General features: G+C 61.3%; 22 protein-coding genes. 6 read left to right on the top strand and 16 right to left on the bottom strand.

Features of this window, described 5'->3' with window-relative positions; translation table 11 throughout:
• Positions 1 to 53: 53 nt before the first annotated feature.
• The 7 genes from FHR23_RS00875 to FHR23_RS00845 form a co-directional block, all read right to left on the bottom strand.
• Positions 54 to 2,345, bottom strand: a complete 2,292-nt coding sequence (locus FHR23_RS00875) for a patatin-like protein (protein ID WP_184002096.1) — start codon at positions 2,343 to 2,345, stop codon at positions 54 to 56.
• 28 nt (positions 2,346 to 2,373) lie between these two features.
• Entirely contained in the window at positions 2,374 to 3,066 is a 693-nt protein-coding gene (locus FHR23_RS00870; RefSeq protein ID WP_184001060.1) for an endonuclease/exonuclease/phosphatase family protein, read from the bottom strand.
• Positions 3,067 to 3,125: 59 nt separating this feature from the next.
• The gene (locus tag FHR23_RS00865) at positions 3,126 to 4,472 is read right to left on the bottom strand and encodes a sensor histidine kinase (RefSeq protein WP_343042920.1); all 1,347 of its coding nucleotides are present in this window, start codon (positions 4,470 to 4,472) and stop codon (positions 3,126 to 3,128) included.
• Positions 4,469 to 5,188 carry a response regulator gene (locus tag FHR23_RS00860; RefSeq protein ID WP_184002094.1) on the bottom strand — a complete coding sequence of 240 codons (720 nt, stop codon included), beginning with the start codon at positions 5,186 to 5,188 and terminating at the stop codon, positions 4,469 to 4,471. Before FHR23_RS00860 ends, FHR23_RS00865 begins: the two co-directional genes overlap by 4 nt.
• 118 nt (positions 5,189 to 5,306) lie before the next feature.
• On the bottom strand, positions 5,307 to 6,023 hold the full coding sequence (locus FHR23_RS00855) for an EF-hand domain-containing protein (protein WP_184001059.1): 717 nt from the start codon (positions 6,021 to 6,023) through the stop codon (positions 5,307 to 5,309).
• A gap of 125 nt (positions 6,024 to 6,148) precedes the next feature.
• The gene (locus FHR23_RS00850) at positions 6,149 to 6,847 is read right to left on the bottom strand and encodes a glutathione binding-like protein (RefSeq protein WP_184001058.1); all 699 of its coding nucleotides are present in this window, start codon (positions 6,845 to 6,847) and stop codon (positions 6,149 to 6,151) included.
• Between the two features lie 94 nt (positions 6,848 to 6,941).
• Positions 6,942 to 8,186, bottom strand: a complete 1,245-nt coding sequence (locus tag FHR23_RS00845; protein WP_184001057.1) for a TetR/AcrR family transcriptional regulator — start codon at positions 8,184 to 8,186, stop codon at positions 6,942 to 6,944.
• Positions 8,187 to 8,352: 166 nt separating this feature from the next.
• Here FHR23_RS00845 and FHR23_RS00840 point away from each other — a divergent pair, with 166 nt between their 5' ends.
• Genes FHR23_RS00840 through FHR23_RS00830 form a run of 3 tightly spaced genes read left to right on the top strand, consistent with a single transcriptional unit; the run spans position 8,353 to position 11,474 of the window.
• Positions 8,353 to 9,636, top strand: coding sequence for an acyl-CoA dehydrogenase family protein (locus FHR23_RS00840; RefSeq protein ID WP_184001056.1), 1,284 nt, complete (start codon positions 8,353 to 8,355; stop codon positions 9,634 to 9,636).
• Positions 9,637 to 9,645: 9 nt separating this feature from the next.
• Complete coding sequence (locus FHR23_RS00835) at positions 9,646 to 10,671, top strand: phosphotransferase family protein (RefSeq protein WP_184001055.1); 1,026 nt, start codon at positions 9,646 to 9,648, stop codon at positions 10,669 to 10,671.
• Entirely contained in the window at positions 10,668 to 11,474 is an 807-nt protein-coding gene (locus tag FHR23_RS00830) for an SDR family NAD(P)-dependent oxidoreductase (RefSeq protein ID WP_184001054.1), read from the top strand. Before FHR23_RS00835 ends, FHR23_RS00830 begins: the two co-directional genes overlap by 4 nt.
• Positions 11,475 to 11,709: 235 nt before the next feature.
• Here FHR23_RS00830 and FHR23_RS00825 read toward each other — a convergent pair whose 3' ends face one another.
• Complete coding sequence (locus tag FHR23_RS00825) at positions 11,710 to 14,376, bottom strand: TonB-dependent receptor (RefSeq protein ID WP_184001053.1); 2,667 nt, start codon at positions 14,374 to 14,376, stop codon at positions 11,710 to 11,712.
• Positions 14,377 to 14,584: 208 nt separating this feature from the next.
• Between FHR23_RS00825 and folE the strand changes: the two genes are divergently transcribed.
• Positions 14,585 to 15,208, top strand: coding sequence for a GTP cyclohydrolase I FolE (folE, locus tag FHR23_RS00820; RefSeq protein ID WP_184001052.1), 624 nt, complete (start codon positions 14,585 to 14,587; stop codon positions 15,206 to 15,208).
• A 30-nt stretch (positions 15,209 to 15,238) separates the two neighbouring features.
• Here folE and FHR23_RS00815 read toward each other — a convergent pair whose 3' ends face one another.
• A complete protein-coding gene (locus FHR23_RS00815; protein ID WP_184001051.1) occupies positions 15,239 to 17,116 on the bottom strand; it encodes an energy transducer TonB in 1,878 nt (625 codons plus the stop codon).
• A gap of 133 nt (positions 17,117 to 17,249) precedes the next feature.
• Between FHR23_RS00815 and FHR23_RS00810 the strand changes: the two genes are divergently transcribed.
• On the top strand, positions 17,250 to 17,813 hold the full coding sequence (locus tag FHR23_RS00810; protein WP_184001050.1) for a TlpA family protein disulfide reductase: 564 nt from the start codon (positions 17,250 to 17,252) through the stop codon (positions 17,811 to 17,813).
• On the opposite strand, the gene leuA is transcribed toward FHR23_RS00810, so the two are convergent.
• The 7 genes from leuA to miaA all read right to left on the bottom strand — a co-directional run bounded on the left by leuA (position 17,794) and on the right by miaA (position 25,424).
• The gene (gene leuA, locus FHR23_RS00805) at positions 17,794 to 19,461 is read right to left on the bottom strand and encodes a 2-isopropylmalate synthase (protein ID WP_184001049.1); all 1,668 of its coding nucleotides are present in this window, start codon (positions 19,459 to 19,461) and stop codon (positions 17,794 to 17,796) included. The genes FHR23_RS00810 and leuA overlap by 20 nt on opposite strands.
• A 205-nt stretch (positions 19,462 to 19,666) precedes the next feature.
• Positions 19,667 to 20,272, bottom strand: coding sequence for a TMEM175 family protein (locus FHR23_RS00800; RefSeq protein ID WP_184001048.1), 606 nt, complete (start codon positions 20,270 to 20,272; stop codon positions 19,667 to 19,669).
• A 1-nt stretch (position 20,273) separates the two neighbouring features.
• Positions 20,274 to 20,882, bottom strand: coding sequence for a YceI family protein (locus FHR23_RS00795; protein WP_184001047.1), 609 nt, complete (start codon positions 20,880 to 20,882; stop codon positions 20,274 to 20,276).
• Between the two features lie 107 nt (positions 20,883 to 20,989).
• Positions 20,990 to 22,009, bottom strand: a complete 1,020-nt coding sequence (gene ilvC / locus FHR23_RS00790) for a ketol-acid reductoisomerase (protein WP_184001046.1) — start codon at positions 22,007 to 22,009, stop codon at positions 20,990 to 20,992.
• A gap of 115 nt (positions 22,010 to 22,124) precedes the next feature.
• Positions 22,125 to 22,640, bottom strand: a complete 516-nt coding sequence (gene ilvN / locus FHR23_RS00785; protein WP_184001045.1) for an acetolactate synthase small subunit — start codon at positions 22,638 to 22,640, stop codon at positions 22,125 to 22,127.
• A gap of 4 nt (positions 22,641 to 22,644) precedes the next feature.
• On the bottom strand, positions 22,645 to 24,393 hold the full coding sequence (locus FHR23_RS00780; protein WP_184001044.1) for an acetolactate synthase 3 large subunit: 1,749 nt from the start codon (positions 24,391 to 24,393) through the stop codon (positions 22,645 to 22,647).
• Between the two features lie 83 nt (positions 24,394 to 24,476).
• Positions 24,477 to 25,424, bottom strand: coding sequence for a tRNA (adenosine(37)-N6)-dimethylallyltransferase MiaA (gene miaA, locus FHR23_RS00775; RefSeq protein WP_184001043.1), 948 nt, complete (start codon positions 25,422 to 25,424; stop codon positions 24,477 to 24,479).
• On the opposite strand from miaA, the gene serB reads away from it, so the two are divergent.
• Positions 25,417 to 26,298: a phosphoserine phosphatase SerB gene (serB, locus tag FHR23_RS00770; protein WP_184001042.1), complete on the top strand. Its 882-nt coding sequence runs from the start codon at positions 25,417 to 25,419 to the stop codon at positions 26,296 to 26,298. The genes miaA and serB overlap by 8 nt on opposite strands.
• Positions 26,299 to 26,353: the final 55 nt, after the last annotated feature.

The raw sequence follows: 26,353 nt of genomic DNA, 5'->3' as shown, positions 1-26,353 counted from the left end.
TGGTCCGAAAACTCGAAGGGCAGTTTAGGCGTGACTTCCGCGCTTGACCAGCATCAGCCGATTTCGCCGCGAAGCTGCTCAATCAGCGACGAAATCTGGGTAAGACGCGGCTCCTCTTCGTCAAGAATTGCCCGAAATGCAGCGCGCTTGATCTCCAGCACGCGACCCGGCGGCAACCGGGTGGAGGCGGTCAGGGTCGACAATACGATATCGACCAGACGGTCGGCACCGTGCAGGCGTCCCCATAAATAGTCGTTTTCGCGATAGCTGCGGCTGAAAAACGCTCCGAACGTATTGAACTGAATTCCCTTCAGCGTCGCCTGCGCCCCGCCGCTGCGGATCGCCGTGGCATCGTCGGGGGAGATGCGGTCGACCCGGATCGGGTCATATTCGCCCAGTCCCTCGCCCTGCAGCAAGGGCAGGGTAGCGAGATCGAAGAAGGAAAAGCCCAGATAGGAGAGCAGTACGGGGCGCCGGGTTTCGCGCGACAGCTTGCTCATACCCTCTGCCAGGCGGGCATCGACCAGCATATCGAGCGCCTGCAGGTCCATCCGCTGTGCAATGGCATCGAGAACGTCGCCCGCGTCATCCTTCATCGCCCGAACCTGTTTGCGCAGGTCGGCATAATGCTGGGCACGTTCCAGTTCGAGATAGTCGGCCAGCGCCTCATAGGCCGCATCGCGCATGGGCGTCAGTTCCGCGCTGACATATTCGCTGTCGAGTTCGGTGATCCGGCGCAGCAGCAGACGCAATCGGCGGATGCGGAAGGACAGGTCGTGCGCGCGCAGAAATTCGAGTGCGGCGGGAGACACGCCGCTGGGATGGCTGGTGGCGAAATCGTCATAGCCGCGCTCTTGCACCACTTTTGTCACAGCGCGGCGAACGCGACGGCGATCGGCGGGGCCGGACTGGTCGGCGATCAGCAGCAGCAGGTCGGTCAGCCGGTCGATCATCCCGTCCACCTTCAACCGGCCATAGGCGGTGTGGCTGTACCCTGCCTTGTTCGCGGCACTGATCTGCGCACGGCGGCGCCATGCGGACAGCCGCTTGGGCGTCGGATAGTCGAGGAAGAGGGTATAGCCGAACAGCGACACGACCTGCGCCTCCACTTCCTCGCGGATCTTGTCGATGATACCCAGCATCCGTTCGATCCGGCGCGAGCGTTCGTCGATGGCCTCCAGATTGTCGCGGATCGGTTGCTGGCGGGGTAATTCGGACAGTGCACCGATGATCGTCTGGAAAAAGCCGGGAGTCTCCCCCGTCTTGCGATTGATGCCGAAACGCATGTCGGGAACGGGGTCGATGAACACGAACCGCCGATCGACCTGCCGGCGTGCCGGGCGCTGGCGAAGCGCGTCGATGGCGGGCTTGAATGGCGCATTGGCCAGCACCGATCCGTCGATCAGGGCGACGGTGTCCAGCGCGTTGGCGGCATATTGGCGCGGCAGGATGCGCTCCAGAAACGCATCGCGACTGGGCCAGTCGATCTCCCGTTCTTCCGTCACCCGGTCGAGTTCGGCGATCGTGAACGGCGGAAAGGCGCCGGGGAAGCTGGAGGTGCCGCGTGCAGCAAAGGTCAGTTCCGCCGGATGCGCGATTTGTGTCACCGGGCCCAGACCGCGGTCGGTGAAGCTGCACACCAGCCGGTGTTCGGTTTCCACCACTTCGGGCGGCGAATTGAGGCGCAGCCGTTCGGGATGGCCGCCGAAATCGGTCAGCGTGACGAACAGGTCCAGCGGCTGCCCCGGTGGCAGCAGGCGTTCGCCGGAGGTTTCGGCCATCGCGTCGAGCGCGTTGAACAGCAGGTGAAGAAACTGCTCCCCGCCAAAGGGTGGTTCGAACCATTGCGACCGAACGAACTTTTCCAGCTTGCCGCGCACTTCGTCGCGGGTGGCCGGATCGACATCTTCCTCGATTCCGGCTTCGCGCCGCGCCATCATCCAGGCGATCGGCAAGGCCCAGAATTTGGTCATCTTCGATCCCGGAGCGCGGTCGGGGGACAGTAGCGCCTCGATATCCGCGACCTCCAGCCACATGTCGGTGAGCGGTTCCAGCGACTGGCCGGTCGCGATAGCCTGTGCCAGGAAGATGCCGTTGATGCCGCCCGCGCTGGCGCCCGCAACGATATCGACCATCGCGCGCAGATTGATCTGGCCGGAATTCGCGATTTCGTCGAACATCCGGCAATAGACATGTTCGCTGCCGTCGGGGCAGTGCTTGCCGTCGCGTACCGCCTTGCTGGCACGGGCCAGCCGCCAGATCTCCTTGGTGATGCCGTGCATATAGATGGCAAGGCTGATGCCGCCGTAGCAGACCAGTGCCAGCCGTAATTCCTTGTCGCGCATCCCCGTCAACCCGGTTCCGTTTGTATCGTTACAGCTTCACCTTAGCCCAGATCGGCAAGTGATCGGAAGCGGTGCGTGCCGCCGCGCTGTCATGCACGCCCGCATCGACGATGGTCAGGTCACGCGATGCCATGATCCGGTCGAGCCTGCCCACCGGTCTGCGCGCATGGAAGCTGGCACCGCAATCGGCGAGCGTGAAGTCGCGCGCGAAATCGCGCAGGCAGCCGGATCGCCGGCTCCATTCGTTGAGGTCGCCCATCATCACCGTCGGCAGCGGAGTCGCGGCAGCATCGATATGCGCAAGGATCGCATGTGCCTGCCGCCGCCGCCACAACCCGGAAAGGTCAAGGTGCATACCAACGACCCGGATCATCGTGCCGTTGATGCGGACGTCGGCGGCGACCGCACCGCGCGGTTCCAGCGTCGGCAGGTGAATCGGCTCGCAATCCACGATCTGCGCATCCTTGCGCACCAGCAGGACATTGCCGTGCCAGCCCATGCTGGCCGCCCGCATGGTGACGGGTACCGGTTTCCAGGGAGTGTGTTCTTCCAGTAAATGGGGTGAAATGACGCTGGCGCGGCGGCCGAGCCGGCGGTCTGCCTCCTGCAAAGCAATGACATCGGCATCGACTTCGCACAGTACGTGCAAGGTGCGTTCCGGGTTGCGGCGGCGGTCGGTGCCGACCGATTTGTGCATGTTGTAACTGGCGACCTTGATCATTCCCGCCCCATCGTTCCTTTGTCCTGAACGACCGAAGCCGCCTTCGGGTCCGTCGCCATTTATCCGCGCGGCAGGCGGATTGTCGCCAGCAGGCCGCCGCCGTCGCGATTGTCGAGCAGGATTTCACCGCCCGCATCGTGCACAATCGCCCGTGCCAGAGCCAGTCCCAGTCCGATGCCGCCGGTTTCGCGATTGCGGGAACTTTCCAGACGTGTGAACGGGTCGAACACCGCCGCCAGCTTGTCGGGTGGAATGCCGGGGCCGTGATCGGCGATTTCGATCCGCACTTCCTGTGGCGAGGGTACCAGCCGGACTTCTGCGCTGACCCCGTATTTAACGGCATTTTCGATCAGGTTGCGAACCGCGCGCCGCATCAGGGCGGGGCGCAGGCGAATGGGCAGGCGCGGGCTTTCCTCTGCCGTCACGTCCGCGCCGATATCGCGAAAATCCTCGACCACCGCGTCGACGAGCGCCGACAGGTCAACCTCGGTCGCCGCTTCGCTGGGACGACCCAGCCGGGCGAGCGAGAGAATATCCTCCAGCGTGTGATTCATCTCCTCGATGATATCGGCCATGCGCGCGCGGTCCTGCTCGTCCTCAACCGACTCGATCCGCACACGAAGGGCCGCGAGCGGGGTGCGCAGATCATGACCGATGGCGCCGAGCATCCGGTCCTTTTCCTCCAGCATCGCGCGTACCCGGTCGCTCAGCCCGTTAAACGCACGGGTGACGGCGCGGACATCCTCCGGCCCGTGTTCCTCCAGTGGATCGACCTTGGCCGATGGATCGAATTGCCGTGCTGCGGTTGCCAGCGACTGGAGCGGACGCGCCATGCGACGCCCCACCCATAGCAGCGGCACCAGCGTGATGATGTAGAGGATCAGAGTCTGTGCGATCAGCGGCCAGAGCAAGGTCACGTCGCCGCGCGGCCAGGGCGCCCGGAAGGTAAACCAGCCCCGGCCTTCGACCTGAACGCCGACACGCAGTTCGCGATCATACCGGGCAAAGCGGGAGTTGCGCCTTCTGTCGTTCAGATGCTGTCGCTCGCCGATTTTGCCAATGCCGGCATGAACGGTCGTGAAGGAAATATCAGATTCTTTCAGCCCCTTGCGGACGGCGTCTTCCACCTTGTCGGACGACTGCATGTCCGGCGTTACCGGATCACTGGCCGCGATCCGGATACGGCTGTGCCAGCGATCCTGAAACGGCATGGGAGTGCCGCGATCCCGCTCCAGCGTGTCGACCACGCGGTTGACGACCGGCGTGACGAACTGCGCCTGACGTAGCTGTCTCCTGCCGCTGAGCAGCAGCGCGAAGTTGATCGATTGCGCCAGAAACAGCGCGATGGCGACGAGCATCGCCAGCTGCCCCGCAAGGCTGCGCGGCAGGAGGGAGGGCGCTTTCACAGCCGGGTTACTTCCGCAGACAGAGTATATCCGCCGCCCCAGACGGTTTTCACGATTTCCGGGTTCTTGGCATCGGCTTCGATTTTCTTGCGCAACCGGCTGACCTGATTGTCGATCGCGCGGTCGAAGGCGGCGGCCTCTCGTCCCTGGGTCAGGTCGAGCAACTGGTCGCGCGTCAGCACCTGTCGGGGACGCGTCACCAGCGCCAGCAACAGATTATATTCGCCGGTGGACAGCGGTACCGTCACCCCTTCGCGGTCGACCAGCGTGCGTTCGCTGGTTTTCAGCACCCACCCGGCAAAGGCGTAGGAACCGCTTTCGTCGGCATGTTGGCGTGTGCCGCCCGCTTCCATCCGGCGCAGCACGACCTTGATGCGGGCGGCGAGTTCGCGCGGCGAAAAGGGCTTCACGACATAATCGTCGGCGCCCATTTCCAGCCCGACGATGCGATCCGTCTCTTCGGTCTTGGCGGTGAGCAGGATGACCGGCGTCTCGCTGGTCGCGCGGATATGGCGACACAGGCTCAGCCCGTCCTCACCCGGCATCATGATGTCGAGAATGACCAGATCGATGGCATAGGCGTTAAGCCGCGCACGCGCCGCTTCGGCATCGCCGACCTGCGTTATACGGAAACCCTGCTTGGTGAGATATTGGGCGAGCGGCTCCCGGATCGAGCGTTCGTCATCGACAAGCAACAGGTGCGGAGTTTCGGGCATGTCCATGAGCTAGCACATCCTGGCGTCGGGAAAAGAGGGCGGGGTGCGACGAAATGCCGCACCCCGCTTTCAGGTAAAGGCCGGACGGACCAGGGGGAGTAACCGTCCGGCTCGGGGATCAGTTGCCCTGTGGTACGGGCTGCGGCTTGTTCTGGCCCTGCCATTGCTTGTGCTTGGCGCGCATTTCCTGCCGCTTGGCCTTCATCTGTGCATGCACCTGCTGGCGCTCTGCCGGCGTGACCGTGCCGTCATGGTTCAGGTCCATCCGGTCGAAGCGTTTCAGTGCCGCGGCCTCGAACTCCTGTTTGCTGACCACGCCGTCCTTGTTGGTGTCGGCGCGGGTGAACATCTTCACCATGCGGTCGCCATGATGGCGATGGCCGTGACGGTGGCCCTTCATTTCGCCGTCATGTTTGCCCTTGAACTGGGCGCGGGCGGCCTGACGTTCGGCCTGAGAAACCGTGCCGTCGCCGTTGGTGTCGAAACGCGCCATCATCTTCGCGCGCATCGCCTGACGCTCTTCAGGGGAAACGGTGCCGTCCCCATTGGTATCGGCCTGCTTCATCATGCGGCCGCGCATGCCCTTGTGGAACTTCTTGCCCATCGCCTTGCGCGCGGCGCGTGCTTCCTCAATGGTCAGCTTGCCGTCATGGTTGGCATCCATCTTAGCGAACATTGCGTCGGCGCGAGCCATCGCTTCGCTGCGCGTGACGGTGCGGTTGCGATCCATCTTGTGCGTTTGAGCAGTGGGCGCATTCTGAGCCGCAATCGCGGCGCTGGTGATGCCGGTAAGCGCAGTCGCACCCAGTGCCACGCCGAGAAACAGTTTCTTCATGATATTTCGTCCTTTCACAGTGCGCGGGGGTTCCGCGATGGAAAGGTTTTCGCCCATGGCTGTCACATCTTGTTGTCAGATCAGCGGAAAATTGTCGCAAATTGTCGCAAGATACGTACAGCCTCTTACCGCCCGGATTGGGCATTCTGACCGAACAGAATTTTCTTCTGTTCCTCGGTCATCGGTGCGTCGGACGGGCGGATTTCCTCACCCCTGGCATAGGCGCGCTTCGTCGCCGGGCGCTCGGCAATGGCATTGAACCAGCGGGCGAGGTTGGGAAAATCCTCCAGCTTCTGTCCCTGCGCTTCATAGGGAACGATCCAGGGGTAACAGGCCATGTCGGCGATCGAATAATCGCCGGCGATGAAATCGCGCCCCGCCAGTTGCCGGTCGAGCACGCCGTACAACCGGTTGGTCTCATTCACATAGCGGTTGACGGCATAATCGATCTTTTCAGGGGCATAGCGGCTGAAATGATGGTTCTGCCCCAGCATCGGGCCAAGCCCGCCCATCTGCCACATCAGCCATTGTATCACCGTATAGCGGCCGTGAATGTCGCTCGGCAGAAACCGACCGGTCTTTTCCGCGAGATAGAGCAGGATCGCCCCCGATTCGAAGATGGCTACCGGTTCTCCGCCGTCCTTCGGTTCATGGTCGACAATCGCGGGCATCCGGTTGTTGGGCGCGATTTTCAGAAAGTCGGGCCTGAACTGCTCACCCGTGCCGATATTCACCGGGCGGATGGTGTAGTCGAGGCCGGTTTCTTCCAGAAAAAGCGTAATCTTATGGCCGTTGGGGGTGGGCCAATAGTGCAGATCGATCATGACGGTTCCTGCCTGATGGGGAGGTCAGGCAGATGGGAAGGGCGGCAGGAAGATGCAACCGACCGTCGCGGTTCCGGCAGACCGCACGCGGCGTTCAGTCTTCGACAAACCGGTCGTCGAACATGCCGAAGGCGATGGTCGAAGCGTAGAAGGCGACGGCCTTTTCACGCGGCATGGCCGACGCCCATTTGCGCAGGTCGAACGCGGCATTCTGCGCCGCCATCAGCACTTGGCTGGCGACCAGCGGGTCGATTGCGCGGATCGATCCTTCGCTGATGCCGTCGATCATCGTCCCGGCATAGCGGCGTGCAATGCGGTTCGACCGGTCGATCAGGCCCTGTCGCACGCCCGAAGGCAGGCCGGTGAGTGCGGTGCTGCGCAGCAACGGACTGTGTTCCGAAAACTGGATATCGAGCAATGATGCGATCATCGAGGCCAGCCGTTGCCAGTGGCTGCCCCCGGCGGCATCCGCTTCCCGCTGCGCTTCGATAATCGTGTCGAAACTGCGTTTATAGCATTCGATGACCAGATCGTCCTTGGCATCGAGATGATGGTAGAAGCTGCCCTTCGTCACGTTGAGTTCGGACGCGATCTTCTGCACGGACGCCCCGCGATAGCCCAGTTCGTTGATCAGCCGGGTGGCGGCGACCAGAAACGCTTCGCGTCCCGGTTCCGGTTCCTCATAGGCAACGTCGAGCAGGGCGGGCGTCCATGGTGCCTTGTCGAGCGCAATGCCGCGCCGGAACACGTCCATCAACCGCTCACAAACCCGGTCATATTGTTCGGGTTGATAGCGGTCGAGCCAGGCGGGCAGCCAGAAGATGTTTTCGAGCAGGACATGCGCGCGCGCGCCGAACAGCGCCTTGTGCGCCTCAGAGGCCGGATCGCCCCATAATGTCCGTGTCGTGCGGAAAACGCCGCGCCAGCCGGTCAGCAATTCCTGTTGCAGGGGCCCTTCCATCGCGCGCAGGTCGGACAGGATGGCGAAGTCGCGTTCCTCCCCCGCCTCGACACGCTTGAGCCGCTCCATATTAATCGTCAGCAGCCGTTCGACGCGCCGTTCCGGCGTCGGTTCCTCCAGCGCCTCGGCCAGCATGGCGTTGAGCAGATCGAGCGTTTTCTGAAAGCAGGCGGCGGCCAGATCTTCCTTGCGCTTGAAATAATAGGTGACGCTGGTGGTGTTGAGGCCCACACGCTGCGCAACATCGGCAAAGGTCATGCCCTTTGCACTATGTTCGTTGATCGCATCGGCGGCGGCCGACAGGATCGCATCACGCTTCGCACGAAAGCGGCGGGTTCCGCTTTCGGCCTTCTCTCCAACGGTTTCTGTCGCGGTCATTTCGCCAGATTAGCAAAACCGGTTCGAAGGGCCAGCATTTTTTAGGCATCGACAAAGCGCCGAAAACCCGGCCTCAATTGCTGAAGTTGTGCTGACTGTAGTCCCTTTACCGAATGTCGGGTACGCTCTACACCAATAGGCGAATGACGAAATATGGAGAGGCAGGATGGATTTCACGCTGAACGACCGCGAGACGCATTTCCGGGATCGCGTCAAGGCGTTTATCGAAACCCATATCCGTCCGCGACAGGCCGATTATGCCGCGCAATCCGCCAATGGAGAGCGCTGGAAGGTCATCCCGGTCATCGAGGAGGTGAAGGAAGAAGCGAAAGCTGCGGGGCTGTGGAATTTCTTCATGCCGCCGCATTCCGGGCAGCAGCATGTCGATGACAGCTTTGTCTTTGAAGGCGAGCAGCTCAGCAACCTCGAATATGCGTTATGCGCGGAGGAGATGGGGCGGATCGGCTGGGCGTCCGAATGTTTCAACTGTTCCGCGCCCGATACCGGCAATATGGAAGTGCTGCACCGCTACGGTACGCGCGCGCAAAAGGATGCCTGGCTGCGCCCCTTGATGGAGGGAGAAATTCGCTCCGCCTTTCTGATGACGGAACCGGCGGTGGCGTCGTCGGATGCGACCAATATCGAAACCTCCATGGTGCGCGACGGCGACCATTATGTCATCAACGGCCGCAAATGGTGGTCTTCGGGCGCAGGCGATCCGCGCTGCAAGATTGCCATCGTCATGGGCAAGACCAATCCGGATGCGGCGCGGCATGCGCAGCAAAGCCAGATTCTCGTTCCGCTCGACACGCCCGGCGTAACGATCAGGCGAATGCTGCACGTTTTCGGCTATGACGATGCGCCGCACGGGCATGCCGAAATCCTGCTCGAAAATGTGCAGGTGCCGGTGGATAATCTCTTGCTGGGCGAAGGGCGAGGGTTCGAAATTGCGCAGGGGCGGCTGGGGCCGGGGCGCATCCATCATTGCATGCGCACCATCGGCATGGCCGAGGAAGCGATCGCAGCGATGGCGAAGCGGCTGGTGAGCCGGGTAGCGTTCGGCAAGCGCATTTCCGATCATTCGGTATGGGAACAGCGCGTGGCGCGTGCACGCATCGATATCGAGATGACGCGGCTGCTCTGCCTGAAAGCCGCCGATATGATGGACAAGGCGGGCAACAAGGCGGCGCGCAACGAGATCGCGATGATCAAGGTGCAGGCACCGATGATGGCATTGCAGATCATCGACGACGCCATACAGGCGCATGGCGGTGCGGGTGTGTGCCAGGATTTCGGACTGGCCTATGCCTGGGCGGGTATCCGCACGCTAAGGCTCGCCGATGGACCCGACGAGGTGCATGCGCGTGCCATCGCGCGCAACGAGTTCGGCAAATATGCCGAGTTCAAGGTGGACCGGCCCGATAGCGGCCAGCTTGCGGTTGCGCGCTGAGGCGATGCAATGACCGACGCGGTGGATTTCGATCTCGAACGGTTGTCCGGCTGGATGACGCAGCATGTTGCGGGCTTCGCAGGGCCGGTGACGGCGCACAAATTTTCCGGCGGGCAGAGCAATCCGACTTATCGGCTGGATACACCGGAGGGCAGCTATGTGCTGCGGCGCAAGCCATTCGGTGCGTTGTTGCCTTCTGCCCATGCGGTGGACCGCGAATATCGGCTGATTGCGGCGTTGCATCCGACCGGTTTTCCGGTGCCGCGTCCCTATGCTCTGTGCGAGGATGTCGAGGTTATCGGCGCGATGTTCTATGTGATGGCGATGGTCGAGGGACGGACGCTGTGGGACGGCACGCTGCCCGACATGGCGCCCGGCCAGCGCCGCGCGCATTATGAAGCGATGGTCGATACGCTTGCCGATCTCCATGCCATTGATCCGGAGTCAGTGGGGCTGGGTGATTATGGTCGCCCCGGCAATTATTTTGAGCGGCAGGTGGGGCGCTGGACCAAGCAGTATCGCGCGGCGCAGACCGACGACATTCCTTCGGTCGAGCGGCTGATCGACTATCTGCCGCGCACCGTGCCCGCACAGACGCGCAGTGCGATCGTGCATGGCGATTACCGCATCGACAATATGATTTTTGCCGCTGAGGAGCCGCGCATCCTGGCGGTGCTCGACTGGGAATTGTCGACGCTGGGCGATCCGCTCGCCGATTTCGCCTATTTCGCGATGAACTGGGAAACCGAGCCGGAGGGCAATGCCGGGATCAAAGGCAGGGCAGGGGGCGACAGCGGCATTCCGACGCTCGACGCAATCACCGAACGTTATTGCGCGCGCACGGGTCGCGACAGCGTGCCCGACCTCAACTGGTATTTCGCCTATAATCTCTTCCGACTGATGAGCATCGTGCAGGGGATCAAGAAGCGCTGGCTGGACGGTAACGCGTCGAATGCAAAGGCAGAGGGGATGGCTGCGAAAGTGCCGTTTCTGGCCGATGCGGCATGGCAGTTTGCGCAAAAGGCGGGGGCATGACGGGAATGCGGTTTCAGGACAAGGTGGTGATCGTCACCGGCGCGGCCTCCGGCATCGGGCGCGCGGCGGCGCTGCAATTCGCGCGAGAGGGCGCCAGCGTGGTGGTGACCGATCTGGACGCGTCGGTCGAAGCGACGGCGCGCGCGATCATCGATGCCGGGGGCCGTGCGCTGGCGATGACGCTGGACGCAGGGAATGAGGGCGATGTCGAGCGCATGATCGCCACCGCGTGCGAACAGTTTTGTGGACTGGACGTGCTGTTCGCCAATGCCGGGATTTCGGGCGGCTTCGCCAATATCTTCGATACCAGTGTCGAGCTGTTCAGCGACGTGCTGCGGGTTAATCTTATCGGACCGTTTCTGGCGATCAAACATGGCGCCCCGCATATTGCCGAGCGCGGCGGCGGCGCGATCGTGCTGACCGCCAGCGTCGCGGGGCTACGTTCCGGGGCCGGGTCGCCCGCCTATTCGGCGTCAAAGGCGGGTGTCATCAATCTGGCGCAGGTCGCCGCGCAACAGCTTTCAGGATCGAATGTGCGCGTAAATGCGCTGTGCCCCGGCCTGACCGAAACCGGGATGACTCAGCCGATTTTCGACGCAGCGCGCGAAGCGGGGAAGGGCGACCGGATCGGCCAGCTCAACCCGTTACGGCGCGGCGCGCAAGCGGAAGAACTTGCCGGCGTCGCCACCTTCCTCGCCTCCGACGAAGCAAGCTATATCAACGGGCAGGCGATTGCGGTCGACGGTGGTCTGTCGTCCAGCCACCCCATCCGGCGACAGGAATATGGACAGACCTCGGTGTAGAGGTCGAACCTGAGTGTGATCAGGAGACTGTAGCTTAGCATGCGAATATGTTGAGTGGGTGAAGAGCAGCCAATCCAATTTCGTCATGCTGAACCTGCTTTAGCATCCAGAGCCGCAAGCGCTTCAGATTCTGGATTCTGAGTTTCGTCAGAATGACGAGGGCTGCAGGTGTATTCCCACACAAAAAAGGGCGGCCTTGCGGGGCCGCCCTTGTGTTTGCGTCGATTGCTCCGGGTCAGAAACCGGCGCGTAGCGTTGCGCCATAGAAGCGTGGGGTGCTGGGATAGCCGGCATAGGTGCCGGTCTGTTCGGGCACTGCAAAGCCGGTGATGTTGTAATATTGGTTGGTCAGGTTCTCGACCCAGAATTCCAGCCGGTATTTGTCGTCGCTGGTTTGCAGGCCGATCCGTGCATTGACGATCGGATAGCCCGGATTGTTGACATAGCCGCGGCCCGTCACCGGGTTCAGACCGGCGATGTCGACGCGGCTGTTATAGCGCATATCGACATGCACCAGACCGCGCAGTTTTTCGGTGATCGGCGGCGTCCAGGTGCCTGCGAGCGTGATGACATTGTGCGGCTGGTTCTGGAACTGGCGTCCCTGAAACCCTTCCAGCGGGGTGCCGGTGAAGTCGTTGCTCTTGTCATAGCTGGCGTCGAGATAGGTGTAGCCGATGTTGAAGGTCAGATCCTCGACCGGGCGGACGATGGATTCGACCTCGATACCCTTGCTGACGGAGTGAGGTACATTCTGCACGACGAAATTGTTGCCGCTGAAGATCAGCGACTGCAGCCCGTAATATTTGGCGTAGAAGCCCGCGATGTTGAAGGTGAATTCCGGGCTGATGCTGGTCTTTGCACCGACTTCGAACGAATCCACCGTTTCGTCGCCAAAGGCAAGGTCCGAACCCTGCGCCCCGTTGCCGCCTAGTACGACTGAATCGAATGTCGCCTGATCGAGGTTATAGCCGCCCGATTTGAAGCCGCGATCATAGCTGGCATAGCCCAGGATATGCGGCGTGAATTCATAGGCGATTTTGGCCGTGCCCGTGATCTTCGTATCCGACTGGTGATCGGTATAGTTGCCGTTAAATTCGCTGTTCACCGCCGGGTTGCAGCTGATCAGATAGAAGTTCGCATAGCTTGAGCCGAGCGCCTGCTGCATCAGCGAGCGATAGGTCGCCGCCAGCGGATTGGTGCTGGTAAAGAACGGGCAGGCCGCGGTGTTGTTATAGATCGACGCATTCAGCTTCTTACGCTCATAATTCAGGCGTGCACCCAGCGTCACGGACAGCTTGTCGGTGACATGGATGATGTTATGCGTGAACAGCGCCAGCGCGTCTGTCTTCACCTGGAAATTGTCGTTGTTATTACCCTGTCCCGGAGAGTTGCCGGTCAGCGGTGTGTTCAGATAGTTGAACAGCGGCGATCCTGGCGGGGCCGCGCCCTGAAGCTGCGGACTGTTGAGATAGATGAGCTGACCCAACAACGGTACCGTGCCGGCCGGAAGCGCAGGCCCGCCGGTATACGCGCCGACGAGCTGCGGGAAGGTGGGGACATTGTACGATCCGTAGAACTGGAACCCGGCAGACGGGTTAAGTGCAAACAGGCTGTCGGCATAGAGGTTGCCGTCATTGCCGATCCGCACCGTGTCACGCAGCTTCAGGGTCTCGTTGAGATAGAAGCCGCCGACGAGGAAATCGACCACACCGCCGAATAGCGGCCCCTGCAACCGGACTTCCTGTGTAAAGTCGTTCAGGCTGGTGCGATAGTCCTGACGATAAGAGCGGTCCATGCCGGAAAAGTCGATATCCTGATTACGCAGCGCGCTCCAGTTACGATAGGCGGTGATCGAGGTCAGTTTGAAGTCGCTGAGATTGTAATTCAGCTCACCCGAAACGCCCCAGTCCTGCACCTGCTCCAGATACCCCCTGCCCGGACTGACTGCCTGAGTCCGGTCGGACGGAGGGCCGGTGTAAATGCCGACCAGCCCATGCTGAGCCGCGATGAAATTATCGATCGGTGTAGTGGAGCCTGCGACGACGTTGACCGCGCCACAACAATTCTCGTCCGTTTTGTAATAGTCGCCGATCAGCCGGAAGGTCAGGTCGCCATTATCGTACAGCGCCTGCCCGCGGACATAATAGCGGTTAATGTTGTTGAGTTTCCGGTCGCTGTTCGCGTCGTTGATATAGCCGTCGCGCTTGCGCATCCCGGCATCGACGCGCAGCGCCAGATTCTGGGTGACCGGACCGGTCAGCGCACCTTTCAGCGACCAGGCATTATAATTACCATAGCCGCCCTCGATATAGCCTTCGGGTTTGAACTTGGGACCGGCGGTAATGATGCTGATCGCACCGGCGGAGGTGTTGCGGCCGAACAGCGTTCCCTGCGGCCCGCGCAGCACTTCCACGCGTTCAAGTTCAGGCAGGTCGGAAATGGCGATACCGGCACGTGCGCGGAATACGCCGTCGATGAACACGCCGACCGCCGGTTCGAAGCCCGGATTATCGCCAGCCGTGCCGATGCCGCGAATATAGAGGATCGCGCCGGTCGCCGAGGACTGACCGGTCGTCGCCTGCAACGACGGTGCAATCTGTTCCAGCCCGCGCACATCGGTGACACCGGCATTTTCCACCTGCTGATTACTGATCGCGGTAATGGCGATCGGAACGTCCTGCACCGTCTGGTTACGGCGCGTTGCGGTAACGACGATTTCGTTGCCGCTGGCAAAAGGCTGGTTCTGATCCGGTTTGGCCGGGGTCTGCTGGGTCGGCCCGGCATCCACCGGTTTCGCCTGCGTGGTGGTATCCTGGCTCGTGTCTTTGGTGGTCTTTGCCTGTGCCGGAAGGGCGACCATCATGGATAAAGCAGTCGCGGCAAGCAGCTCGAGCTTCTTCATCTTTCCTCTCCTGTTGACGACCGGCTTTATTCTCCGGCGTTTTTCTTATTGTTTTGAAAATAACGGTATGTTTACGGGTACGTCAACGGCATAAGCCGCAGTTAACCGCCATTTTTGCAATGTTGCGGTGCAAGGTGTAACGCACCTGCCACAGTCATTGCCGCAATATTCAGCTTGCCGTAGCGTAAAGTGAATTTGGAGTTCCCCCATGCCTTTTGACCATAGCAGCCCGGACGATGGCGATATTGCCGACTCCCCGGCCAAACCCCCGGTGCCGGAAGATGTCGCGGATGCTATTCGGACGCTGATCCGCTGGGCAGGCGACGATCCGGATCGCGAAGGGCTGATCGATACGCCCAAGCGTGTCGCGCGGGCGTGGAAGGAATATTGTCAGGGCTATGCGCAGGATCCGGCGCATCATCTGTCGCGCGTGTTCGAAGAAGTCGGCGGCTATGACGAGATTGTGCTGCTGAAGGACATTCCGTTTCAGTCGCATTGCGAACATCACATGGCGCCGATCATCGGCAGGGCGCATATCGCCTATCTGCCGCAGGACCATGTGGTCGGTATTTCAAAGCTGGCACGCGTGCTTCACGCCTATGCGCGACGGTTGCAGGTGCAGGAACGGCTGACGGCCGAAGTTGCCGATTGTATCTGGGAACACCTCAAGCCGCGTGGCGTGGCGGTGGTGATCGAAGCGAGCCATGCCTGCATGACTGCGCGCGGAGTGCGCACCCCCGGTGTGATGATGATGACCAGCCGGATGATGGGCGTGTTCCGTGACGATGATCGCAGCCGCAAGGAAGTGCTGGCGCTGATGGGGTTTGAATAGGCAGGCGCCACACCGCATGGAGATGGCAGATCAGCCGTTCTGGAAGTGTACTGACTGACGTTCACCGCCGCAGCCCAGATTGCCGTCCGGGCGATAACTTTCTGTATAGAGCGACCGTTTGACAATGCCGGTGGCGGCATTGTCAAATACAAAGGGTGGGTAGGAAATCAGCGCGCGCTGCTCGGCGGTATGTCCATCAGCGGTGATGTTGAACTCCGTCATCACCCAGCCTGCGAAACCCCATTTTTGGGCACTGGTGGGATAATCATTTGCACCGTAACTCGAGTGCCGCAATGTCGGGGGTGTGGCCATCAAAGCACATTGCTGGGCAGACAGGCCGGTTTGCTGATAACTGGCCTGTGCGGCCTTCAGATTGCCGTTATCGGCCTGCGCATTGGCGAGTTGTACCAGTGCGTTGACGCGTAAGGGATCGCGCTTGTCGAGCCGCGGATCATTGACGACCTGATTAAGCAACGCGACCTGATCGTCAGGGGCCTTTGCGTGCCAGTAGGGGCGAGCGATCATCAATTCCAGCGCAGCGCTGGCCTTTGCATTGGCCTGCACATTCGGATGATCGAGAAGTGCACGCAGCGCCCGTCGATAGTCTTTGCCGCTGATATGCTCCTTCATGTCATGATGAGAGGTGCTGAAATATAATTGTGTCAGCAGATTCGGTTTAGCCGCCTCAACCAGTGCGCGAGCACGGTCGAAATAGACTTTGCTGGGGGCGTAATCGAGATAGGGGTGGTCGGCGAGAGCCAGCAATACAGGAACCGGAGCCAGAGGGTTGGAATCCTTCTCGCGGCTGGCAAGTTTGGCTTTTAGTGCCGGTATCGTCAGTGTCTTTTCCTGGGAATCGAGAGGCTTTACACCTTTGCCAGCCAGCCATTCAGAGAGCGCATCTTGGAATATGCTATAGATATTCGGGCGCTTGATGGACATCGTGCAGCGAATTTCGACCCGCATGGCCGCGCGCAGGACCGGAGGAATCTTGTTGATTGTCTTCGGTTGCCAGGACCAGTCCGAAACGGCTTTGGCAAACACCGCCGCCGCGTTGCCATGACGAGATGAATAGATGGGCTGCGCAAAACCGACCGTGCCATCATTGCCGATGCTGAACTGTATTACGGCACTGTCATCCGGACTCAGTCCGTTTTCTCCACCGCACGCCGGGGAGTCCACGACGCGTGCCGTATCGAATGGCGAATGTTCGAGGCGGCCCGCGCCGGTATAGGCAAGAAATTTGCGGGCATCCTCCGCCTTATCATCGAGCAGTGCCGCAAGGGCGAGGTCGCTGCGAGTAACGATATCCGCAACATTCACTCTCAGGCCCAGTCCACCCTGCGCATCAAGCGCTTTTTTCAGTTCCTTATAGGCGGCGTCTGCCTGTCCCTGATTGAGAAGCGCGCGTGCGTGCAACGTCTGAAGGCTGGCGAAAACATCCTTGTTTGTAACGCCCTGAGCCTTGGCGATGGCAAGTGCGCGGGCAGCAAAGTTGATCGCATCGTCACCTTTGTCGAACATGGTCGCGCGGGCCGACCAGATCATCGTGTCGAGCGTGGGGGTATCGCCTAACAGGGCACGCGTTTTGCGCAGGGCGCGCTTGGCCGCGTCGAAATTGAGCGTGTAATAGGCGGCTTTGCCCAGTGCCAGATACGCGTCTGCCACGTCGAATTTGAAGTTCGGCTTGTCGGACAGAACCGGAATCGCCGCCTCGATCATATCCCGGCCCTGCTGCAAATCGCCGCGCCGTATCAGGCAACCGCCCTTGCGCAGGCCGATTGCCGCCCTGGCAATGGTATTTTTCTGTACCGCGCTACTGTTTTCGATACTGGAAAAGAGCGTGATCGCCTTGGCGCAATCCCCGGCTGCAGCCGCTTTCGAGGCAGCGTCGAAAATCTGCTGCATGGTCTGCGGTTTTGCTGCTTCCTGTGCATGTCCGATTCCGGGCATGGCCACCGATGCGACCAGTAATGCGGTAATGGATTTGATCATGGTTCCCCCTACCTCGAAAGGATAGGCGCCCGGAAGAAATTGGCAAGTGGTCGAACGGGTTGCACGCTTCGTCTACAGCGCACATAGTATTTTCGATATACTGGAGGTGGCGAGGGTGCGGCTTTTATCGGTGATCGGGGCGTGCCTATGCGCGGTGGTGCTGGTTAGTGCGCAGCATTTGCCAGCCATCCATGCTCCGGCTGGGCTACGTGATGGTAACGGTCGTGTGGCGGAGATTCCGGAGCCTTCGATAATCCTGTTCTGGGCGGTCTGGTGCGCGCCGTGTCAGAAGGAGATCGCGTCGCTGGATGAACTGGACCGTGCCGCAGCGCCGGTGCCAGTGCTGATTGCGCCTATGGAAGATGATGCGCGAAGCCGTGACGCACTGGGAGGGATCGATCCGAAACAAATGCGATTCCAACGCTTCCACGCCTTCGAATGGATGCAGCGAGCAACCGGGGGCAGTGCAGGCTTGCCCGCCAGCGTTGCCGTCAACGCCAAGGGTCAGATATGCGGCATCGCGCGCCGCGCGCTGACGCCCGAACGGATCGGCAAATGGCGGGTGCAGTGCGGCTGGACTGCGCCGCCGGCTAGCCCCCCGCCGAATTGACGGCCGACAGCACCGCCCGGACGCTGGCGGTGGCGACGTCTTCGTCGATGCCGACGCCCCAGTGCACCGTGCCGTGTGCGTCCGTCGTTTCGACATAGGCAGCGGCGTGCGTGCGCGATCCCTGACCGATGGCGTGTTCGGAATAGCTCTGAATGTCGAGCGCCGGGCCATTAGCATCTGCAATCGCCGCCAGCACCGAAGAGAGCAGGCCGTTGCCGCGCCCGCTGACGCTGCGCTTCTTCCCGTGCATGTCGAGCGTGCCGGTAAAGATACGGTCGCCGTTTTCGGCGCGGCGTTCGTCCCAGTCGGTCAGTTCGACCGGTTGCGCGCCCTCCAGACGATAGGCTTGCGCAAAGGCGGTCCAGATATCGTCGGCATTGAGTTCGCGGCTGGTTTCGTCAGCGAGTTGCTGGACATGGCGGGAGAAATGCGCCTGCAACCGCTTGGGCAGCTTGAGGCCTTTGTCCTGTTGCAGAACCCAGGCGACACCGCCCTTGCCCGACTGTGAATTCACGCGGATCACCGCCTCGTAATCGCGGCCCAGATCCTTAGGGTCGATGGGCAGATAGGGGACGTCCCACATCTCGTCATTGCGCGCTTCCTGTGCGGCGAAGCCCTTCTTGATCGCGTCCTGATGGCTGCCCGAAAAGGCAGTGAACACCAGATCGCCGGCATAGGGATGGCGCGGATGCACCGGCAGGTTGTTGCAATAGGTGACGGTGCCGATCACGCTGTCGATATCGGAAAAGTCGAGTTGCGGATCAACACCTTGCGTATACATGTTGAGCGCCAGCGTCACCAGATCGACATTGCCGGTACGCTCTCCATTGCCGAACAGGCAGCCCTCGACGCGGTCGGCACCGGCCAGCAGGCCGAGTTCTGAAGCGGCGACGCCGGTGCCGCGATCATTATGGGTGTGCAGGCTGATGACGACGCTGTCGCGGTCGGGCACATTGCGGCAGAACCATTCAATCTGGTCGGCATAGATATTGGGGGTGGCCGCCTCTACCGTTGCCGGCAAGTTGAGGATCAGCGGCCGGTCGGGGGTAGGGCGCAATATGTCCATTACCGACGCGCAGACCTCTACGGAGAAATCCAGTTCGGCGGTCGAGAAGGTTTCCGGGCTATATTCGAAATGCCACTCGGTATCGGGCTGCTTCGCAGCCTCATCGCGCAGAATCTTCGCCCCTGTGATGGCAATCTCAAGCACTTCGTCGCGGCTCATGTCGAACACGATCCGGCGCCATGCGGGCGAGACGGCGTTGTAGAGGTGGACAATCGCCTGTTTGGCACCGCGCAGGCTTTCGAAGCTCTTTTCGATCAGGTCGCGCCGCGACTGGGTGAGTACCTGCACGAACACATCGTCGGGGATGCGGCCCGAGCGGACGAGACCGGAGATGAAGTCGAATTCGGTCGCACCTGCGGATGGGAAACCGACTTCGATTTCTTTCAGGCCAACCTTTACCAGCAGGTCGAAAAAGCGCTGTTTCTTCTCCGCATCCATCGGGTCGATGAGCGCCTGATTGCCGTCGCGCATATCGGTGGACAGCCAGCGCGGTGCGCGGTCGATGGTGCGACCGGGCCATTGGCGGTCGGGCAGGTCGACCTGCGGAAAGGGTCGATACTTTACGGACGGATTGGTCAACATGACGATTTTACTCAGGCTTCCCGGCGCTGTGCGCGGGGTTTGGACAAAGACGGTCGGCACTATCCCCTTAGGGTCAAACCGCGCGCACGCCGCGCGCTTCGCCCTAAGGGCGAATAAGTCGTAGGCCTAGCGTCTCCGGCGTAATCATCATGCGGCTTCTATGGGCATCCCGCACGATCTTGTCCAGCCCGAAGGTCAATTTGTTTCAGTCGAAAAGGCGGTCGGCCGGGCCGCTGGGCAAAATCCACAGGGCAGCAACCAGTGCGGCGGCTGCGATGCCGAGCCATGGCGTAATAAAACCCAACGGTATGCCGGCGGCATAGATCAGTGCGGCGACGCCGCCCTTGCGGGTCGTTGCGCGATGATAGCGGTTGGCCGCAGCGCCTTGCACCCCGGTGCCCCGGATGATGGTCTGTAACCAGACATAGGCGAGTGCGGGCAGCAGCATCGTGAAGAGATAGAGCATCGTCGCGTCCCGCGAAAAATGATGCTCGCCCAGATAGGCAGTGGAAAAGGGCACCAGCGACAGGGTGAACAGCAACAGCATGTTCGACCAGAGCAGGGCGTTGGTAACCCTGCGGGCATGGCTGAACAGCCGATGGTGGTTCACCCAGTAAATCGCCACATAGGCATAGCTGAGCATATAGGCGAGGAAGACCGGCCACAGGGTCCATAGCCGGTCCAGCCCGTCGGCAACCGGGGGATGCAGTTCCAGCACCATGATGGTGATGACGATGGCAAGCACGCCGTCGGAAAACGCTTCAACGCGTCCGATTCCGGGTTGCCCTTCCGCTTCTTCTCCCGTTGCCATGCTACTCCCTGATAAAGCCCGCGTGCAGCGTCAGTTTGACGCTATCCGACACCAGCGGCACATATTTGCCAACCCCGAAATCGCTGCGCCTGATCGTCGTCTTGCCGTAAAAGCCGATATAGCCCTTCTTGTTCATCGGGTTCGTCCCCGCGCCCATGAAGGTGGCGTCGAGCGTCACCGGTTTGGTGACGCCGTGAATGGTCAGATTACCGGTGATGGTCGCGTGGGTACCGCTGGCCACGACCTTTGTCGAAACGAAGTGGATCGTCGGATATTTTTCTGCATCGAAAAAGTCCGGGGTCTTGAGGTGGTGGGTAAACTCTTCGACGCCGCCTTCGATATTGTTCACGTCGAAGGTGACGTCCACCTTCGCTTGGCCGGGATGCGCCGGGTCAATGGTCAGAGCGCCTTTCGCACCGGCGATCATGCCGGAAAGCGGGGTGAAGCCCATATGATCGACGGTGAAGATCGCCTGTGTATGGTCGGGGTCGACGCTGTAGGTGCCCGCCGCGACGCGGCTGACCTCCGCCTTGCCGGGGACTGGCATCGGTTGCTGAGCCAGAACGGGAGAGGCGGCCAGCAACAAACCGCCGATAAGAAGAACACGCATGAAAAACCTCCTGTCAGAACACCGGTGAAGATGTGCCGACAGGAGGTTGGTGCGCAAACATAAATCAAGAAACGGATCGTTTCGTATGCGCTATGCGCCGGTGACGATCAGTTCTTTTCCTTGTCCACCAGCTTGTTGGCGCCGATCCACGGCATCATCGCGCGCAGTTCGGTGCCGACCTGTTCGATCTGGTGCGCAGCCGCCGCCTTGCGGCTGGCCTTCAGTTCCGGCTGACCCGCACGGTTATCGAGGACGAAGTTTTTCACGAAGCGACCGCCCTGAATGTCGGCGAGGACGCGCTTCATTTCCGCCTTGGTTTCATCGGTGATGATCCGCGGGCCGGTGGTGATATCGCCATATTCGGCGGTGTTGGAGATCGAATAGCGCATATTGGCGATGCCGCCTTCATACATCAGGTCGACGATCAGCTTCACCTCATGCAGGCACTCGAAATAAGCCATTTCGGGGGCATAGCCCGCTTCGACCAGCGTTTCGAACCCGGCGGTGATGAGGTGGGTCAGGCCGCCGCACAGCACCGCCTGTTCACCGAACAGATCGGTTTCGCATTCCTCGCGGAAATTGGTTTCGATGATCCCCGAACGGCCGCCGCCGACGCCGCTGGCATAGGCGAGCGCTATGTCATGCGCGTTGCCGCTGGCATCCTGATCGATCGCGATCAGGCAGGGCACGCCGCCGCCGCGGACATATTCGCTGCGCACGGTATGGCCCGGCCCCTTGGGCGCGATCATGATGACGTCGACATCGTCGCCCGGCTCGATCAGGCCGAAATGAACGTTCAGGCCATGGGCAAAGGCAATCGCGCCGCCGGGCTTCATCCGGCCCTTCAGATCGGCGTCCCAGATTGCGGCCTGATGCTCGTCGGGTGCAAGCATCATCAGGATGTCGGCCCATTCCGCAGCTTCGGAATTGGTCATCACCTTGAAGCCCGCACCTTCCGCCTTGGCGCGGCTGGCCGATTCTTCGCGCAGGGCGATCGCCACATCCTTCACGCCCGAATCGCGCAGGTTCTGGGCATGGGCGTGGCCCTGACTGCCATAGCCGATGATGGCGATCTTCTTGTCGGAGATGAGGTTCAGGTCCGCATCGCGATCATAATAAACACGCATATTTGGTCTTCCTCTTTTCAGCATAGCGTCATGCCAGCGAAAGCTGGCATCTCATGTCGCCAGCCAGCCGTGGGTAGTAAAAGACCCCAGCATTCGCTGGGGTGACGTATAGGTTTCAGGCCGGTTCCTTCCCGCGCGAAATGGCGACGATTCCGGTTCGCGCGACTTCGACCAGGCCGACCTCACGCATCAGTTCGACGAACTTGTCGATTTTTTCGGTGGCGCCGGTCACTTCGAAGACGAAGCTTTCGATCGTCGCATCGACCACGCGGGCGCGATAGACATCGGCAAGACGCAGCGCCTCGATCCGGTGCTCGCCCCTGCCCACGACTTTGACGAGCGCCAGTTCGCGTTCGACATGTTCGCCCAGCACGGTCAGGTCGGCGACCTTGTGCACCGGGATCAGCCGCTCAAGCTGCGCGATGATCTGTTCCATCACCGGCGGGCTGGCCGAGGTGACGATGGTGATCCGGCTGACCAGATCGTCCTCACTGATATCGGTCACGGTCAGCGACTCGATATTATAGCCGCGTGCGGTGAACATGCCGGCGATCCGCGCCAGAATCCCCGGCTCGTTATCGACGATGACGGCGAGCGTGTGCCGCTCTTTCGTTTCTTCTTTGATATGCATGATGTCAGACCAGCGCCTTCGCTTCATCGTCCATGGTGCCGGACACCTCATTGGCCTGCAGCAGCATTTCGGTATGCGCCGCGCCGGAGGGGATCATCGGCAGGCAGTTGGCGAGTTGCGCCACCGAGCAATCGACCATCACCGGTCCGTCGTGCGCCAGCATCGCGGCGATGCCGTCGTCCAACTGGTCGCGGGTTTCGATACGAATGCCCTTCCAGCCATAGGCCTCGGCCAGCTTTACGAAATCGGGCAGGGCGTCGGAATAGCTTTCCGAATAGCGGCTGGAATAGGTCAGTTCCTGCCACTGGCGGACCATGCCCATATACTGATTGTTGAGGATGAAGATCTTCACCGGCAGACGATACTGGCTGGCGGTGCCCAGTTCCTGAATATTCATCTGGATCGACGCTTCGCCCGCAATGTCGATGACCAGCGCGTCCGGATTGCCGAGCTGCGCACCGATGGCGGCGGGCAGGCCGTATCCCATGGTGCCGAGACCGCCCGATGTCAGCCATTTATTCGGTGCTTCAAAACCGAAATGCTGGGCCGCCCACATCTGATGCTGGCCGACCTCGGTAGTGATGATCGGTGCTTTGTTCTTCGTCGCTTCCCACAGCGCACGGATGGCGCGTTGCGGCATGATCGCCTGCGGATCGCTTTCCGGAAATTCCAGACACTTTGTCTGACGCCAGCCGTCGATCCTGCGCCACCATTCGCCCAGATCGGGTTTCGGATGCTGATGCGCCTTCCAGACGCGGATCATATCCTCCAGCGCGTGGCCGACATCGGCAATGATGGGCAGATCGACGCGGACATTCTTGTTCACGCTCGACCGGTCGATATCGACATGCACCTTGCGGCTGTTCGGTGCGAAGGCGTCGAGGCGGCCCGTAACGCGGTCGTCGAAGCGTGCACCCAGCGCAAGGATCAGGTCGGCCTTGTTCATCGCCAGATTGGCTTCATAGGTGCCGTGCATCCCCAACATGCCGAGCCACTGGTCGGACGAGGCGGGGAAGGCGCCCAGACCCATCAGAGTCGAGGTAACGGGGGCGCCGGTGATCCGCGCCAGTTCGCGCAGCAGTTGCGACGCGCCCGGACCGGCGTTGATGATGCCGCCGCCGGTATAGAGGATCGGGCGTTCGGCCGCGGCCAGCATGGCGACCGCTTCCTCGATCTGGGTCGGTTCGGCCTTCAGTGCGGGGCGATAGGTCTTGTGCCGGATCGGGCCGGGCCTCTGATAGCGGGCACTGGCGACCTGCACATCCTTGGGGATATCGACGACCACCGGGCCGGGGCGACCCGAAGTGGCGATATGGAACGCCTCGTGAATAATGTCGCCCAGCCGGTCGGGGCTTTTCACCAGATAATTATGCTTGGTGCAGTGGCGGGTGATGCCAACCGTATCCGCCTCCTGAAAGGCATCGGTGCCGATCAGGGTCGTCGGCACCTGACCGGTGATGACGACCATCGGGATCGAGTCCATCAGCGCGTCGGTAATGCCGGTGACCGCGTTGGTCGCGCCGGGGCCGGAGGTGACAAGCACCACGCCCGGCTTGCCGGTGGCGCGGGCATAGCCCTCCGCCGCATGGGTCGCGCCCTGTTCGTGGCGCACGAGAACGTGGCGGATGCGCGAATGTTCGAACAGTGCATCGTAAATCGGTAGCACCGCGCCGCCCGGATAGCCGAACACGACTTCTACGCCGAGATCGACCAGCGCCTCGACCAGAATGTCTGCTCCGCTTTTCTCCGTCACAACCTGTCTCCTCGGTTCGTTCGCACACGCAATATCACGCATGAAGGGGCGCTGCTAAAGTTATTAAAACTGTGCGTCAACCTCTATATTAGAAATATAGTTTCAAATTTATCCATAAGATCGTTTGTTTGTGTCTCGCTCGTGCGTCGCCAGTCGGGTGGCGGCTGGCGGCGGAACCAGGTGTACTGGCGTTTGGCATATTGGCGTGTCGCGGCCTGTGCCTCTGCAAGCGCCTGTTCACGGAAGAGCGTACCCCCTTGCCAGGCGAGGATCTGCGGCACGCCGATTGCCTTGCGGATTGAGGCTTCAGTGGGGATGTCGGTGCGTGCGTCGAGGGCAAGCGCTTCTTCCACCCCGCCATGATCGAGCATCCATGCAAAGCGCCGGTCGCAGCGTTCGGTCAGCCATGCCCGGTCGGGCAGCAGGATGAGCGGCATCAGTGTTATCGAGTCGCCTATCCCCCCGACCCGCTCTGCTTGCCATGCGTTCAGGGTGCGCGCCGTAGAGCGGATGACTTCCAGTGCGCGGGCGATGCGCGTGGTGTCGGTTTCGCGCAGACGTTCGGCGGCTTGCGGATCGAGCAGCGTCAGTTGCCGACGCGCTTCCGCCACCGGCAATGCGCGGACTTCGGCGCGGATCGCCGGATCGATCTCCGGTACCGGCGCAATCCCGTCGATCAGCGTGCGCAGATACATGCCGGTGCCGCCGACCAGAATCGGCAGTCTCCCGGTATTCAGGCTTTCGGCAATCGCGCCCTTGGCTTCCTGCGCCCAGCGCGCCGCCGAATAGGGTTCCGCGCCGCCGACATGGCCGAACAGGCGATGGGGTGCGCGGGCCTCTTCTTCGACGGAAGGGCGCGCCGACAGGACGCGCAGCTCGCGATAGACCTGTGCGGAATCGGCGTTGATGACCGTACCTTCATGCTTTTCAGCAAGCGCCAATGCGAGAGCGGACTTGCCGCTGGCGGTCGGCCCTGCGATGAGCGCCACGCGCGGTTTGTCGTGTGAGGAAGGAAAGGGCGCCATGTTCATCGCAACGCTGATAGCAAATGGAACGCTGACTGCGGGGGATATTTCCGAAGCACGCGACCGGCTGGAAAATGCGGGCTGCGCCCCGACCGCGCAGGCGTGGATCGAAGAGGGATATGCCGCCGATATCGGCTTCGGCATGTCGCCCGATCAGGCGCGCCTCGCGGTGGAGGGCGTGTTCGCCGGGACCGATGTGGTGGTGCAGCCGCTCGTCAACCGGGTGAAGCGGTTGCTGGTCGCGGACATGGATTCGACGATGATTACCGTCGAGTGCATCGACGAACTCGCCGATTATGCCGGGATCAAGGCAGAGATCGCCGCTGTCACCGAACGCGCGATGCGCGGTGAGCTGGACTTTGCATCGGCGCTCGATGCGCGGGTGGCGCTGCTGAAGGATTTGTCGGCACAGGCCATTGGTCAGTGTCTGGAAGAGCGGGTGCGGATTACCGACGGGGCGGTCACGCTGATCCGCACGATGCGCGCGCGCGGTGCTCATACGGTGCTGGTGTCGGGCGGCTTCACCCATTTTGCCGAGCCGGTCGGGCGTGCCATCGGGTTCGACCGCATGGTCGCCAATCGACTGGGCATTGCCGAAGACAAGCTGACCGGGCTGGTCGAAAAGCCGATCGTCGATTCCTCCACCAAGCTGTCGGTGCTGGAGGAAGAGCGCAAGGCACGCGGGCTGGCTATCGAACAGGTGCTGGCGGTGGGGGACGGCGCCAATGACCTCAACATGATTCGCGCCGCTGGACTGGGCGTTGCCTATCACGCCAAGCCGGTGGTGGCGGCTGCCGCAGGAGCCCGCATCGACCATACCGACCTGTCGGCGCTGCTCTATGCGCAGGGGATTGCCCGCAAGGACTGGATCGAGGGATAGCAGTATAGCGATTCCGCTCATGGCGGGCGCAAATGCTGACGGCCCATAATGCTGC

The organism is Stakelama sediminis (genome assembly GCF_014199335.1).
Taxonomy (GTDB): Bacteria; Pseudomonadota; Alphaproteobacteria; order Sphingomonadales; family Sphingomonadaceae; genus Sphingomonas; species Sphingomonas sediminis.
The sequence above is the reverse complement of the archived record's forward strand: the minus strand, read 5'-3'. Positions and strand labels throughout refer to the sequence as shown.

Excerpts from the sequence above, each read along its gene's own strand:
- FHR23_RS00835 (WP_184001055.1), top strand. The coding sequence starts at position 9,646 with ATGACCGACGCGGTGGATTTCGATCTCGAACGGTTGTCCGGCTGGATG.
- folE (WP_184001052.1), top strand. The coding sequence starts at position 14,585 with ATGCCTTTTGACCATAGCAGCCCGGACGATGGCGATATTGCCGACTCC.
- FHR23_RS00825 (WP_184001053.1), bottom strand. The coding sequence starts at position 14,376 with ATGAAGAAGCTCGAGCTGCTTGCCGCGACTGCTTTATCCATGATGGTC.
- FHR23_RS00875 (WP_184002096.1), bottom strand. The coding sequence starts at position 2,345 with ATGCGCGACAAGGAATTACGGCTGGCACTGGTCTGCTACGGCGGCATC.
- miaA (WP_184001043.1), bottom strand. The coding sequence starts at position 25,424 with ATGAACATGGCGCCCTTTCCTTCCTCACACGACAAACCGCGCGTGGCG.
- serB (WP_184001042.1), top strand. The coding sequence starts at position 25,417 with ATGTTCATCGCAACGCTGATAGCAAATGGAACGCTGACTGCGGGGGAT.
- FHR23_RS00850 (WP_184001058.1), bottom strand. The coding sequence starts at position 6,847 with ATGATCGATCTGCACTATTGGCCCACCCCCAACGGCCATAAGATTACG.
- ilvN (WP_184001045.1), bottom strand. The coding sequence starts at position 22,640 with ATGCATATCAAAGAAGAAACGAAAGAGCGGCACACGCTCGCCGTCATC.
- leuA (WP_184001049.1), bottom strand. The coding sequence starts at position 19,461 with ATGTTGACCAATCCGTCCGTAAAGTATCGACCCTTTCCGCAGGTCGAC.
- FHR23_RS00815 (WP_184001051.1), bottom strand. The coding sequence starts at position 17,116 with ATGCAGCAGATTTTCGACGCTGCCTCGAAAGCGGCTGCAGCCGGGGAT.
- FHR23_RS00855 (WP_184001059.1), bottom strand. The coding sequence starts at position 6,023 with ATGAAGAAACTGTTTCTCGGCGTGGCACTGGGTGCGACTGCGCTTACC.
- ilvC (WP_184001046.1), bottom strand. The coding sequence starts at position 22,009 with ATGCGTGTTTATTATGATCGCGATGCGGACCTGAACCTCATCTCCGAC.
- FHR23_RS00795 (WP_184001047.1), bottom strand. The coding sequence starts at position 20,882 with ATGCGTGTTCTTCTTATCGGCGGTTTGTTGCTGGCCGCCTCTCCCGTT.
- FHR23_RS00860 (WP_184002094.1), bottom strand. The coding sequence starts at position 5,188 with ATGCCCGAAACTCCGCACCTGTTGCTTGTCGATGACGAACGCTCGATC.
- FHR23_RS00870 (WP_184001060.1), bottom strand. The coding sequence starts at position 3,066 with ATGATCAAGGTCGCCAGTTACAACATGCACAAATCGGTCGGCACCGAC.
- FHR23_RS00830 (WP_184001054.1), top strand. The coding sequence starts at position 10,668 with ATGACGGGAATGCGGTTTCAGGACAAGGTGGTGATCGTCACCGGCGCG.
- FHR23_RS00800 (WP_184001048.1), bottom strand. The coding sequence starts at position 20,272 with ATGGCAACGGGAGAAGAAGCGGAAGGGCAACCCGGAATCGGACGCGTT.
- FHR23_RS00845 (WP_184001057.1), bottom strand. The coding sequence starts at position 8,186 with ATGACCGCGACAGAAACCGTTGGAGAGAAGGCCGAAAGCGGAACCCGC.
- FHR23_RS00840 (WP_184001056.1), top strand. The coding sequence starts at position 8,353 with ATGGATTTCACGCTGAACGACCGCGAGACGCATTTCCGGGATCGCGTC.